Origin of the sequence: Streptomyces graminofaciens, from assembly GCF_030294945.1 — a bacterium.
GTDB classification, from domain to species: Bacteria; Actinomycetota; Actinomycetes; order Streptomycetales; family Streptomycetaceae; genus Streptomyces; species Streptomyces graminofaciens.
Genome location: NZ_AP018448.1, coordinates 7,785,945 through 7,798,525 on the forward strand (window position 1 = coordinate 7,785,945; position 12,581 = coordinate 7,798,525).

Here is a 12,581-nt window from a genome sequence, read left to right on the forward strand (position 1 = left end):
TTCCCACGAGACAACCCCGGACGCTATTCGTCAAAACTGTGACCGTCAAGGGTCTGACAATCTCCTGATCCGGGGGTGGTGGCGGCGACCGTCAGGCCCCCAAGCCGGCAAGAAACGTCCCGAGCCGCTCGATCCCCTCCCGCAGGTCGTCCGCCGACGCCGCGTAGGAGAGCCGTACGTGCGTGTCGGCCGTACGCAACCCGAAGTCCTTCCCCGGCGTGAGGCCGACGTGGGCCTCGCGCAGCGCACGCTCGCAGAACTCCCAGGAGGTGAGCCCGGTGCCGCTGACGTCGAAGTAGACGTAGAACGCGCCGTCCGGCGGCACGGGAACCGGCAGCCCGATCCGTTCGAGACCGTCGAGGACGATCGCGCGCCGCTCGCCGAACTCGGCGCGGCGGGCCTCGCAGACCGCGAGGGACTCGGGGGTGAAGCAGGCCAGGGCGGCGTGCTGGGCGGGGGTGGAGGCGCACAGGAAGTAGTTCGCGGCGAGGCGCTCCATGGCCGGGACGAGCGACTCCGGGACGACACACCAGCCGAGCCGCCACCCGGTCATGCCGAAGTACTTCGAGAAGCTGTTGATGACGAATGCGTCGGGGTCGAACGACAGAACGCCGGCCGGCGGCCGCCCGTGCTCGTCGTGGTCGGCGAGGTCGAGATAGATCTCGTCGACGACGCGCCAGGCGCCCCGCTCGCGCGCGAGATCGCAGATCGCGGCCAGCTCGTCGCCCGGCACGGACGTACCCGTGGGATTCGAGGGCGTGGCGACCATGACGCCACGCGTGTCGCCGCTCCAGTTCCCCCGCAAGGAGGCGGCGTCCAGCTGGAACCGACTCGCGGCGGTGGTGGGCACGAGTCCGACCCGGGCCCCGAAGCTCTCCATGATCTGCCGGTTGCACGGGTACGACGGGTCCGCGATCAGCACCTCGTCACCGTCGTCGACGAGGGCGGCGGCGGCCAGCACGAGCGCGGCGGAGGCCCCCGCGGTCACGACGACCCGCCCCGGATCGACCTCGACACCGTGCCGCTCCCAGTAGAACCGCGCGATCGCCTCCCGCAGGGCGGGCAGCCCGAGCGCCGCCGTATAGGCCATGGACCGCCCGTCCATGGCCTGACGCATGGCGTCCCGCACGGCAGGGGGCGCGCCGAAGTCGGGCTCGCCGAGGCTGAGCTTGACGACGCGGTGCCCCTGGGCCTCCAGGGCGGAGGCGTGCTTGCCGAACTCCATGGCGTAGAACGGGGCGACGGCCTGGGCACGCCGCGAGATCCTCACATCGCTCATGCCGCTCAGTGTGCCCGTACGCCTCCGAGCACCGGAAAGGCGGGACCCGAAGGCCCCGCCGATGCCCGGTCCCCGCGCGCGGTTCAGCGGAGGGTGGTGAGGCTGCCGACGAAACCGGCCCTGTCGACGGAGAGCTGCTGCTTCTTCTGGACGGGCTTGCCGAAGCTCTTCACCTGCGGGACGGCGACCCAGCTGTTCTGCGCCGTGTTGCCCTTGGCGCTGAAGCCGCTGCCCTTGACGGCGACGGCGGCGTTGAGGTTGGTGACCTTGGCGGAGGCGGTGAGCTTCTTCGGGCCCTGGCCGGCGGTGGGGTAGCTGACGGTGATGGTCCCGCTGGTGACCGGGATGCCGAAGATCTGCTCGGTCACCGTGAACCGGACGGTGGCGGTGCGGTTCTTGTCCTTGGTGACTACGGAGGTCGCCTTGGAGACGAAGCGCACCTCCTTGTTGTACGAGGCGGCACCGGACACCGACTTGCCGAGGGTGCCCTTGGCCCGCCCCTGGAAGGCCTGGTAGATCCGGCGGTCCTGGAGATCCTTGAGGAAGACGGTCTGCTGGCCCCTGCCGAGCGCCAGGAACCTCTTCAGCACCTGCTTGGCCTCGGGCGTCCCCTGCGCGGTGAGGTACTTGGTGTACCCGGCGGCGGTGAGCTTGACGGCGGTGTCGGCCGGCGCTCGCTCGGCGGCCTGGGCCGCGGGGGCGAGCACGGCGAGACCGGCGACGGTGGCGATGGCGGCGGCGCCGAGACGGCTGGCTGCGGAGGTGAACATGAGGGGACTCCCGTGACGCGTGCGGATGCGATGGCTGCGTCAACGACCCTATGAACACCGGAACTTGACCGACATTGTCTCTCGAGGCAGCGCCCGAAAGGGCAGTGCCCCATCGGACGCCCCCCGGCTGTCGGACGCCCCCTGGCCATCCGACGCCCCCTGGTCATCGGACGTCCGAGCCGCCCGGGCCGCCTACGGCGTGATGTTGAAGGTCTGGATGAGCTTCGTGCCGGGCGGCCGCTTGACGGTGAAGGACTTCTTGTACTCGTCCTCCTCGCACTCGACGGTGGCGGTGGCCTTGACCCCGTTCTTCGGGACGGTCTTGAGAGTGACCTTGTACTTCGAGTCGTCCTCCACGCGCGGGCTGCTGTCGACGACCTTTTCGTTGTTCTTCGTCTCTATCGTCACCTGGAGCGGCGGAGTGTCGTCCTCACAGTCCTCGACCGTGCCCTGGACCACCACCCTCGACTTCGTCGGGTCGGCTGCTGCCTGAGTCGCTCCCGTGACCGCGGCCGCCCCGGTCAGGGGTAGCACCGCCGCGAGGGCGAGAATTACACGCTTGCGCATGATTTCTCCTCAGCATGTCGGCTGTCCCGTGCACACCCCAACGTCCGACTTCAACGCGTTTCGATCAAGAGGCACGGTTACCCACAAGCACCGGGGTAGAACTACCCCGGCCCTGCTACGACCGCCCTGCTCTACGCCCGATCGGTGAGCCCGTGCTCGATCGCGAGCCGGGTGAGATCGAACCGGCGCCGAGTCCCCGCCTTCTCCCCGATCCGGTCCAGATGGGAATGGACCGTGTGCTTGCTGATACGCAGGCGATGGGCGATCTCATGGTCCGTGGCACCGTTCGCGAGCAGCCTCAGAACGTCCTGCTCCCGGTCCGTGAAACGCGGGGACTCCTCCAGCAGACAGCCGGCGGACGCGGACACATAACAACGCCCGGCCCCCACCACACGAATCGCGGTGAGCAGCTCCTCCCCCTCGGCCTGCCGGCTCACATACCCCCCGGCACCGGCCCGGATCACCCGCACGGCGTCGATCCGGGGCGAGGACGACACGACGACGACGGCATGCCCGCGTGCCCGCAGCTCCGCCACGACGGCGGCGAGCCGAGGGCCGGACTCCTGCAGGTCCATCAACACCACGTCCGCGCCCCGCAGCCCACCGTCCGCCCCCGCGACCGACGGCGCGGTGACGACCAGACGAAGATCGGGAGCGCTGCCGATCAGCTCCGAGACACCGTGCCGAAAGACGGGACAGTCCCCGATGACCGCGATACGCACGGATTCACCACTCACGGCCGAGCGCAACCACTCATGACACAACTCCGATCACAGGCGCCGCCCAGCCTCCAGTCTCGACGCCCCGAGGGCCCCCGTCCCGTCGGACTGACCCGTCCGGGGACGGTGCCCTCCCTTTTGGACGATGTGCGCCCAACTGATCACCGGTACGTTCGAGTGGTGGTTTGCCACCGAGGTGACCTGCGACGAAACGGGGTTGAGCATGAACATGGGACGGATCGCGAAGTCTGCCGGTGTGGCCGCGGTGGTGGCCGCGCTCGGCCTGGGTGCCTCGGGTGAGGCGCTGGCGGCGGCCAGCTGGAACGGCACCTGGAAGACCACGGGCAAGACGCAGACCACGGCTGCCAAGAAGGTCAAAAAGGGCAAGCACTTCCTGCACTTCGGCATCAACGGCGGCGGCAAGCACACCTGGACCGCCAAGGCGTACCGGGTTGTCGGCAAGAAGGGCGGCAAGGACGACGTCCTGATGCAGACGGTCAAGGACAAGGACCTGAACCGCGAGAAGGTCGCCCCCTTCAAGCAGTACCCCGCCGGCTCCTACTACATCGTCTTCAACTACTCGGTGAAGGGTAAGAAGGCGTTCGGCGGCATCCAGTAACCGCCCACTCGTGCTGAAGGGGTCCGCGCAGCCGCGCGGGCCCCTTCGTCATGCCCGAGCGCCCGGCTCAGGGCCAGACAAGGCAGTAGGGCTGATGTCCCGCCTCATGCAACCTGTGGCTGAAGTCCTGCCACTCGTGCAGCAGTTGGTACACGTTGAACGCGTCGCGTGGGCCGCCGCGGTCCGGGACCGTGGACCAGATGAACGCCGCCGCGCCGACCGCCTCCTCGCCGATGCCGCGCAGCGGGTCGACGACGGTCATCGGGAGCTTCACGACCGCGTAGTCGGGGTGGAGGACGACCAGTTCGAGCGGGGGCACCTTGTGGAGGGGGACGCCTTCGATGCCCGTCAGCACCATCGCGGCCATCGTCTCCGGCTTGATCTTGGTGAACATGCCGTTCATGCCGAGCTCGTCGCCGCCGAGTTCCTCGGGGCGCATCGAGATCGGGACGCGGGCCGCGGTCGCGCCGTCGGGCGCGCCGAAGTATTTGTATGTCACCCCCACCCGACCACCATTCCTGCTCCCGGCCGTATGGAGCCGGTTGACCACCTGGTCGAGGCGGTCCGCGCGGCGTCTGCGCTCCGCACGGCTCCCGCGATCCGCGAGGTCGGGCCGGTCCGTCTGGCCCGTCTGATCCAACCCGTCCACACGATTGTCACGGTTGACACGATCAACATGATCGGCGCGATCCATACGGTCCATACCCTCCATACGGCTGCGCCGCCCGATCCGCTCAGGGCCGTCGCCCTGGATCCGGTCACCACCGCCGTTCCCGGGTCGGTCGGAACCGTTCCCCGGCCGGTCCGAACCGCTCGCAGGCCGATCGGAACCGCCATCGATACGACCGGAACCGCTGTCGACGCGACCGGGACCGCCATCGATACGACCAGGACCGCCTTCGATACGACCGGGCCCGCCGTCGACACGACCAGAACCGCTGTCGACACGACCGGGCCCGCCGTCGACACGGTCAGCACCGCTCTCGGCGCGGCCAGAACCGCTCTCGAGGCGGTCGGCGCCGCTCTGCGAACCGCGTCGGAGACGCGAGAAGCGCGAACCCAGCGGTCTCTCCTGCTGCGGATCGTTCGAACCGTTCCGCCCGCGGGAGCCACCGGGCGCGCTCTGCCCGTCATGGGTCTCAGTCTCGTATGTGCCGTGTGCACCCTGCGGACCGTACACGCCCTGCTGGCCGTGCGGAGCGTACGGGGGCTGTGACCCCGACGACCCTTGCGCGCCCGCGGGCGGCTCCGCCCCCGACCCCGAGCCCGCCGGCGACTGCGGTCCCTGCGCGCCCCGCGATCCGAGCGACCCCAGAGAACCCAGCGGCCCCAGACCGCGCACGGGTCCCGCGGGCCCCACGGGACCCGCGGTACCACTGGGGTCGGCGTCTCCACCGGGACCTGCGGGACCACTCTGCCCGGGCCCACTCACCCCGGGCACGACCGACACCGCCGCACTCACACCACCGGGGCCGCCAGACCCACCAGGGCCACCGGACCCACCGGAGCCGCCAGAACCAGACCCACCAGACCCAGATCCGCTCGACGACCCCCCGGACCCACCTGCCCGTTCCTGCCGAGTCGTCTCCGCCGTCTCCTCCGCGTCGCGTCGGTGCCTTCCCCGCCGGGCACGGCGAGGACCGAGGTCACCGGTCCCCTCGCCCAGTCCGCCACCGCGATGCATATCTCCACCCGAACGCATTTCTGGGACGCGTGGCACCGGCCGCGCAACCCGATCATCGTGTCAGTGACCTCCCCTGCGGACGCCCGCCGAAACGTGCGTTGAAACACCAGTCGGCAGGATCTTCGGAGCCTCTGACACCATGGCCTGTGTGAGCTATCCGTACGAAGCCCCAGTTTCGCAGACTCTTTTCGAGCGCGCGGCGGCCGTCACGCCCGGCGGCGTGAACTCTCCGGTGCGCGCCTTCCGCGCCGTGGGCGGTACGCCCCGGTTCATGGTGTCCGGTACCGGTCCTTATCTCACCGACGCCGACGGTCGTGAGTACGTCGATCTCGTGTGTTCGTGGGGGCCCATGATCCTCGGGCACTCCCGTCCCGAGGTCATCGCCGCCGTTCAGGACGCCGTCTCGCGCGGCACCTCCTTCGGTACGCCCGGTGAGGGCGAGGTCGCGCTCGCCGAGGAGATGGTCGACCGGGTCGGGCCGCTGGAGCAGGTGCGGCTCGTGTCCAGCGGGACCGAGGCGACCATGTCGGCCATCCGGCTCGCCCGCGGCTTCACCGGCCGCAGCAAGGTGATCAAGTTCGCCGGGTGCTACCACGGGCACGTCGACTCGCTGCTCGCCGCCGCCGGGTCGGGCCTCGCCACCTTCGCGCTGCCCGACACCCCGGGCGTCACCGGCGCACAGGCCGGCGACACCGTCGTCCTGCCCTACAACGACCTCGACGCCGTACGCGCCGCCTTCGCCGCCCACCCCGGCGAGATCGCCTGTGTGATCACCGAGGCCTCGCCCGGCAACATGGGCGTCGTCCCGCCGCTGCCCGGCTTCAACCAGGGGCTGAAGGACCTCGCCGCCGACAACGGCGCGCTGTTCATCTCCGACGAGGTCATGACGGGCTTCAGGACCAGCAAGGCCGGCTGGTTCGGGATCGACGGCGTCGTCCCCGATCTCTTCACCTTCGGCAAGGTCATGGGCGGTGGCTTCCCCGCCGCCGCGTTCGGCGGTCGCGCCGACGTCATGGCGCACCTCGCGCCCGCCGGGCCCGTCTACCAGGCCGGCACCCTCTCCGGGAACCCGGTCGCCACGGCCGCCGGGCTCGCGCAGCTGCGGCTGCTCGACGACGCGGCGTACGACGTCGTCGATGCCGTGTCCCTCCGGATCCAGGGGCTCGTCACCGACGCGCTCACCAAGGAAGGCGTCGCGCACACGCTGCAGAACGCCTCCAACATGTTCTCGGTGTTCTTCACGGACACCCCCGTGCGGAACTACGAGGACGCCAAGAAGCAGGAATCGTTCCGCTTCAACGCCTTCTTCCACTCGATGCTGTCGCAGGGCGTCTATCTGCCGCCGTCGTCCTTCGAGTCGTGGTTCGTGTCGACGGCACACGACGAGCAGGCGGTTCAGCGCATCGCCGACGCCCTTCCGGCGGCGGCCCGGGCAGCAGCGGAGGCTACGGCAGCATGAGTGACATCACGGTCGTCCACCTGATGCGGCACGGTGAGGTCGCCAACCCGACGGGCGTCCTCTACGGCCGCCTCGCCGGCTACCACCTCTCCGAGCTCGGGCGGCGCATGGCCGACCGCGTTGCCGATCACCTCGCCCCCCGCGACGTCACCCACGTCGTGGCCTCCCCGCTGGAGCGGGCGCAGGAGACGGCGACCCCGATCGCCAAGGCGCACGGGCTGGACCTCGCCACCGACGCCCGCCTCATCGAGGCCGACAACGTCTTCCAGGGCAAGACCTTCGGCGTCGGCGACGGCGCGCTGAAGCGGCCCGAGAACTGGAAGCACCTGGTCAACCCGTTCAAGCCGTCCTGGGGCGAGCCGTACGTCGACCAGGTCGTCCGGATGATGGGGGCGCTCGACGCCGCCAAGGACGCGGCGCGCGGTCACGAGGCCGTGCTCGTCTCCCACCAGCTGCCGATCTGGATCGTGCGGTCGTACGTCGAGCGGCGTCGGCTCTGGCACGACCCGCGGCGGCGGCAGTGCACGCTCGCCTCGCTGACGACGTTCACGTACCAGGGCGACAAGATCGTGTCCGTCGGGTACGCCGAGCCGGCGATCGATCTCGTACCGGCCCACCTTCGGGCCGGAGCCAGGCCGGTCAAGGGCCAGGACAAGGCCTTCGGCGCCTGAGCGCTGCGCTTGGTGCCGGGTCACTGAGGTTGTCGGGAAACTGCGTGTTCGGCCGTGGCTGGTCGCGCAGTTCCCCGCGCCCTTCTTGACCCACCGCTAGATCAACAGGAACCGTCTCCTCCGTACGCCCCTCTCCACAGCCGTACGCTCGCTCGTCATGCTCATTACCTACGCCCGCTCCGTGGGCGCACGCCCCGTCACAAGGCGTAGGAGTAGGAGCAGTCGAGCGTATTCAGTCAAAGTCTCTTGAATATGTGCAAGATCGGCGGAACCCCTGCGTTTCTCCGCGCCTCTAAAACGGTGTCTTCACAGCAAGAGATGCGAGATCTGACGTAGGGGGCTGTAATGCGCGAACTGTCACGAAGGGGAATGATCGGGCTCGGTGTCGGCGCTGGCGCGACCGCCGCGCTCGGGCTGACCGGCTGCGGCACGCTCGGCGGATCGGGCGGCTCCGGCGGCTCCGGAGGTTCCGGCGGCTCGGGGTCCGGCGGGGACAAGAAGCCCCCGAAGCCGAAGGCGAAGCTGATCGGCGACGGGTCGACGTCCGACACCGGCAAGCAGCCCAACCAGCCCGACAAGCCGAAGCCGTTGGAGCCCGGCGAGACCCCGCCGCAGTTCGTGGTGTTCTCCTGGGACGGGGCCGGAGACGTGGGCAACGGCCTCTTCGAGAGGTTCCTGAAGCTCGGCCGCGACCACGACGCCGCCATGACCTTCTTCCTCTCCGGGATATACCTCCTCCCCGAGTCGAAGAAGCGCACCTACCTCCCGCCGAACAACGCGCCCGGCGCCTCCGACATCGGTTATCTGACGGACGAGCACATCAAGTCGACCCTCGGCCATGTGCGCACCGCCTGGCTCGACGGCCACGAGATAGGCACCCACTTCAACGGGCACTTCTGCGGCGAGGGCTTCGGCTCGGGCGCCAACTGGACGCCCAAGCAGTGGCGCAGCGAGATCGACCAGGCCAAGGCCTTCGTGAAGGAGTGGAGGACGAACAGCGGCTGGACGGATGTGAAGCCGCTGCCGTTCGACTACGACAAGGAGCTGATCGGCGGGCGTACGCCCTGTCTGCTCGGCCAGGACAACCTGCTGCCCACCGCCCGCGAGCTCGGCTGGCGCTACGACGCCTCCTCGCCCGGCGGCAACCAGGTCTGGCCGCAGAAGAAGGAGAAGGTGTGGGACCTGCCGCTGCAGTCCATACCCTTCCCGGGCCGCGGCTTCGAGGTCCTCTCCATGGACTACAACATCATGTTCAACCAGTCGCAGAACTCCACCCAGGCGCCGCCCGCCAACTACCCGGCCTGGCGCGAGCAGGCCTCGGGGGCCTACATCGCGGGGTTCAAGCGCGCGTACGAGACGAACCGGGCGCCCCTGTTCATCGGCAACCACTTCGAGGAGTGGAACGGCGGGATCTACATGGACGCCGTCGAGAACGCCATCAAGCACATCGCGGCGGAGAAGGAGAAGGACAAGAACGCCGACATACGGATCGTCTCCTTCCGGCAGTTCGTGGACTGGCTGGACGTGCAGAAGCCGGAGGTGCTGGAGAAGCTCCGCACCCTGGGCGTCGGGCAGCAGCCGACAGGTGGCTGGAAGGAGTTCCTCGCCGCCTGAAATGGGGTTTTGCCCCTTTGAGGGGGGTGCCCGAGAGTGCCGGAACAGGCATGCGAAACTTTTCACATGAGTGTCCGTACGAGCCGTAGTCGTGCCGTTTTGCTCGCCGCCGGGGCAGGCGCCCTGGCCCTCTCCCTGTCCGCGTGTGCGGGTGGGGGCATCCAAGGAGGCGGAGGCGGTACGGGCTTCGTCAGCGGCTCGGACGGTGTGGCGAGGGTGAAGAAGGGCGAGCGTGACGCCGCCCCGAAGCTCGCCGGCGAGACCATCGACGGCAAGCAGCTGGACGTGTCCGCCGCCTACAAGGGCAAGATCGTCGTCCTCAACGTGTGGGGCTCCTGGTGCCCGCCGTGTCGCGCCGAGGCGGTCAACTTCAAGAAGGTCTCCGAGGACCTGGCCGACGACGGGGTGCAGTTCGTCGGCATCAACACCCGCGACGGCAGCACACGCCTGCCGCAGGAGTTCGAGAACGAGTACAAGATCCCGTACCCGAGTCTCTACGACCCGACCGGCAAGCTGCTGCTCCGCTTCGAGGCGGGCACGCTCAACCCGCAGGCCGTCCCCACCACCCTTGTCATCGACCGGGAGGGCAAGCTCGCGGCGCGGATGATGAAGCCGCTCACCGAGGAACAGCTGCGCAAGATGATCAAGCCGATCCTCGCGGAGAAGTGACGTGCCGGGAACGACCGCGCCGGCCACGACCGCCGTGCTGACCACCGCCGCCGACCTCACCGACACCGTCGCCGGCGGGGCCCTGCTGCTCGCGGTGCCGATCGCCGTCCTCGGCGGACTCGTCTCCTTCTTCTCACCGTGCGTACTGCCGCTCGTGCCCGGCTATCTGTCGTACGTCACCGGGGTGAGCGGCACGGACCTGGCCGACGCCCGGCGGGGTCGGATGGTCGCCGGGGCCAGTCTCTTCGTGCTCGGGTTCACCGCCGTGTTCGTCTCCGGCGGGGCGCTCTTCGGGTACTTCGGCCGGAACCTGCTGGAGCATCAGGACACGCTGTCCAAGGTGCTCGGCGTACTCATGATCCTGATGGGCCTCTTCTTCATGGGGCTGATGCCCTGGCTCACCCAGCGCGAGTTCCGCTTCCACACCAAGCCGGCCACCGGTCTCGTGGGCGCCCCCATACTGGGCGCGCTCTTCGGGATCGGCTGGGTGCCCTGCATCGGCCCGACCCTCGCCACGGTCAACGGCCTGGCCCTGTCGGAGGCGAGCGCCGGTCGCGGGGCCCTGCTGATGGTGGCGTACTGTCTGGGACTGGGCGTGCCCTTCGTGCTCGCCGCGGTGGCCTTCCGCAAGGCGCTCGGCGCCTTCGCCTGGGTCAAGCGGCACTACGCGTGGGTGATGCGCATCGGCGGCGGCATGATGATCACGATCGGTCTGCTCATGCTGACCGGCGCCTGGGCCCGCATCGTTCAGGAGATGCAGGTCTGGTCCAGCAGCTTCTCCCCGGGGATCTGATTCATGAGCGACACCGAGACCAAGTCCGGCCCGGCCGAGGAGAGTGACCTCGGGGCCGCCGGGGCGCAGTTGTCCACCGCGCCGCAGGAGGAGGCCCCCAATCTGCCCGCGCTGGGCGCGATCGGCTGGGCCCGCTGGTTCTGGCGGCAGCTGACCTCCATGCGCGTGGCGCTGCTCCTGCTCTTCATGCTGTCGCTCGCGGCGATCCCCGGCTCGCTCATCCCGCAGTCCGGCCAGGACGCGAGCCAGGTCGTCGACTTCATGCAGCGGCACGACACGCTGGGGCCGATCTACGACAAGCTCGGGCTGTTCCACGTCTACAGCTCGGTGTGGTTCTCGGCGATCTACATCCTGCTGTTCGTCTCGCTCATCGGCTGCATCGTGCCCCGCACCTGGCAGTTCGTCGGGCAGTTGCGCGGCCGTCCGCCGGGCGCGCCCCGCCGTCTGACCCGGCTGCCCGCGTATGCGACCTGGCGCACCGAGGCCGACCCCGAGCAGGTCCGCGAACTCGCCCTGAAGGCGCTGAAGAAACGCCGCTTCCGCGCCCATGTCGTCGGGGACGCGGTCGCCGCCGAGAAGGGGTACGTACGGGAGGCCGGCAACCTCGTCTTCCACATCGCCCTGATCGTGATGCTGGTCGCCTTCGCCTGGGGCCAGTTGTTCAGGTCCGAGGGCAACAAGCTGATCGTCGAGGGCGACGGCTTCGCCAACGTCCTGCCCCAGTACGACGACTTCAAGTCGGGCAGCCTCTTCACCGCCGAGGACCTCAACCCGTTCAGCTTCGATCTGAAGAGCTTCACGGGGACGTACGAGGCGAGCGGCCCGAACAAGGGCACCCCGCGCACCTTCGAGGCCGCCCTCACCTACGCCGTCGGCGCCGACGGCAAGGAGCGGTCGACCACCGTCAAGGTGAACGAGCCGCTGGAGATCGACGACTCCAAGGTCTATCTCGTCAGCCACGGCTACGCCCCCGTGATCACCGTCAGGGACGGCCGGGGCAAGGTCGTCTTCGAGGACGCCGTGCCCCTGCTGCCGCTGGACTCCAACGTCACCTCCACCGGCGCGATCAAGGTCATGGACGGCTACCGCGACGCCAAGGGCAAGTGGGACCAGCTCGGCATCCAGGCCTTCTTCCTGCCGACGTACGGCGGTGAGGGCACGGCCGTCGTCTCGCAGTTCCCGGCGCTGGTGAACCCGGTGCTGAACCTGACGCCGTACCACGGTGACCTCCGGGTCAACGCGGGCCTCCCGCAGAGCGTGTACCAGCTCGACAAGTCGAAGCTGAAGGCGTTCAAGGACTCCAAGGGCGCGCAGGTGCGGGAGAACCTGAACCCGGGCGAGTCCATGAAGCTGCCGAACGGCGCAGGCACGATCACCTTCGACGGCGTCAAGGAGTGGGCCGGTTTCCAGGTCACCCAACAGCCCGGCAGCGGCTGGGCGCTCGGCGGGGCGATCGGCGCGATCGGGGGCCTCGCGGCCTCCCTGTTCATCCAGCGCCGCCGCGTGTGGGTCCGCGCGACCACCGGGCCCGACGGCATCACGGTCGTGGAGATGGCGGGGCTGGGCCGCAGCGAGTCGGCGAAGGTGCCGGAGGAGCTGGGCGACCTGGCCGCGGTGATCCACGACGAGGCCCCTACCGCCGCCGATCCGAAACCCGCCGACGAGCCCGAGTCCGAGCCCGCCGCAGCCGACGCAGACTCCCAGACCGAAGGGGCCGAGAAGAAGTGACTCTCGCCG

General features: G+C 69.2%; 12 protein-coding genes. 7 read left to right on the forward strand and 5 right to left on the reverse strand.

Features of this window, described 5'->3' with window-relative positions:
* Positions 1–91 precede the first annotated feature (91 nt).
* The 4 genes from SGFS_RS34190 to SGFS_RS34205 form a co-directional block, all read right to left on the reverse strand.
* Positions 92–1,270 (reverse strand): pyridoxal phosphate-dependent aminotransferase, encoded by a 1,179-nt coding sequence (locus SGFS_RS34190; RefSeq protein WP_286260213.1) that lies wholly within the window; start codon positions 1,268–1,270, stop codon positions 92–94.
* A 92-nt stretch (positions 1,271–1,362) separates the two neighbouring features.
* Complete coding sequence (locus SGFS_RS34195; RefSeq protein ID WP_286256023.1) at positions 1,363–2,049, reverse strand: hypothetical protein; 687 nt, start codon at positions 2,047–2,049, stop codon at positions 1,363–1,365.
* 192 nt (positions 2,050–2,241) lie between these two features.
* Positions 2,242–2,616, reverse strand: coding sequence for a hypothetical protein (locus SGFS_RS34200; protein WP_286256024.1), 375 nt, complete (start codon positions 2,614–2,616; stop codon positions 2,242–2,244).
* Positions 2,617–2,747: 131 nt separating this feature from the next.
* Positions 2,748–3,338 (reverse strand): LuxR C-terminal-related transcriptional regulator, encoded by a 591-nt coding sequence (locus SGFS_RS34205; RefSeq protein ID WP_286256026.1) that lies wholly within the window; start codon positions 3,336–3,338, stop codon positions 2,748–2,750.
* A gap of 142 nt (positions 3,339–3,480) precedes the next feature.
* On the opposite strand from SGFS_RS34205, the gene SGFS_RS34210 reads away from it, so the two are divergent.
* On the forward strand, positions 3,481–3,954 hold the full coding sequence (locus SGFS_RS34210) for a hypothetical protein (protein WP_286256027.1): 474 nt from the start codon (positions 3,481–3,483) through the stop codon (positions 3,952–3,954).
* 67 nt (positions 3,955–4,021) lie between these two features.
* On the opposite strand, the gene SGFS_RS34215 is transcribed toward SGFS_RS34210, so the two are convergent.
* Positions 4,022–4,459 (reverse strand): hypothetical protein, encoded by a 438-nt coding sequence (locus tag SGFS_RS34215; protein ID WP_003974483.1) that lies wholly within the window; start codon positions 4,457–4,459, stop codon positions 4,022–4,024.
* A 1,318-nt stretch (positions 4,460–5,777) separates the two neighbouring features.
* Here SGFS_RS34215 and hemL point away from each other — a divergent pair.
* The 6 genes from hemL (at position 5,778) to resB (ending at position 12,572) form a co-directional block, all read left to right on the forward strand.
* Entirely contained in the window at positions 5,778–7,097 is a 1,320-nt protein-coding gene (gene hemL / locus SGFS_RS34220) for a glutamate-1-semialdehyde 2,1-aminomutase (RefSeq protein ID WP_286256041.1), read from the forward strand.
* Positions 7,094–7,768 carry a histidine phosphatase family protein gene (locus tag SGFS_RS34225; RefSeq protein ID WP_286256042.1) on the forward strand — a complete coding sequence of 225 codons (675 nt, stop codon included), beginning with the start codon at positions 7,094–7,096 and terminating at the stop codon, positions 7,766–7,768. The genes hemL and SGFS_RS34225 overlap by 4 nt, the downstream gene beginning before the upstream one ends.
* 345 nt (positions 7,769–8,113) lie before the next feature.
* Entirely contained in the window at positions 8,114–9,382 is a 1,269-nt protein-coding gene (locus SGFS_RS34230; protein WP_286256044.1) for a polysaccharide deacetylase family protein, read from the forward strand.
* A gap of 66 nt (positions 9,383–9,448) precedes the next feature.
* Positions 9,449–10,051 (forward strand): TlpA family protein disulfide reductase, encoded by a 603-nt coding sequence (locus SGFS_RS34235; RefSeq protein ID WP_286256045.1) that lies wholly within the window; start codon positions 9,449–9,451, stop codon positions 10,049–10,051.
* 34 nt (positions 10,052–10,085) lie between these two features.
* Entirely contained in the window at positions 10,086–10,844 is a 759-nt protein-coding gene (locus SGFS_RS34240; protein WP_434028227.1) for a cytochrome c biogenesis CcdA family protein, read from the forward strand.
* A gap of 3 nt (positions 10,845–10,847) precedes the next feature.
* A complete protein-coding gene (gene resB, locus SGFS_RS34245; protein ID WP_286256049.1) occupies positions 10,848–12,572 on the forward strand; it encodes a cytochrome c biogenesis protein ResB in 1,725 nt (574 codons plus the stop codon).
* Positions 12,573–12,581 lie beyond the last annotated feature (9 nt).

Excerpts from the sequence above, each read along its gene's own strand:
- SGFS_RS34195 (WP_286256023.1), bottom strand. The coding sequence starts at position 2,049 with ATGTTCACCTCCGCAGCCAGCCGTCTCGGCGCCGCCGCCATCGCCACC.
- SGFS_RS34200 (WP_286256024.1), bottom strand. The coding sequence starts at position 2,616 with ATGCGCAAGCGTGTAATTCTCGCCCTCGCGGCGGTGCTACCCCTGACC.
- SGFS_RS34210 (WP_286256027.1), top strand. The coding sequence starts at position 3,481 with ATGTGCGCCCAACTGATCACCGGTACGTTCGAGTGGTGGTTTGCCACC.
- hemL (WP_286256041.1), top strand. The coding sequence starts at position 5,778 with ATGGCCTGTGTGAGCTATCCGTACGAAGCCCCAGTTTCGCAGACTCTT.
- SGFS_RS34225 (WP_286256042.1), top strand. The coding sequence starts at position 7,094 with ATGAGTGACATCACGGTCGTCCACCTGATGCGGCACGGTGAGGTCGCC.
- SGFS_RS34230 (WP_286256044.1), top strand. The coding sequence starts at position 8,114 with ATGCGCGAACTGTCACGAAGGGGAATGATCGGGCTCGGTGTCGGCGCT.
- SGFS_RS34235 (WP_286256045.1), top strand. The coding sequence starts at position 9,449 with ATGAGTGTCCGTACGAGCCGTAGTCGTGCCGTTTTGCTCGCCGCCGGG.
- resB (WP_286256049.1), top strand. The coding sequence starts at position 10,848 with ATGAGCGACACCGAGACCAAGTCCGGCCCGGCCGAGGAGAGTGACCTC.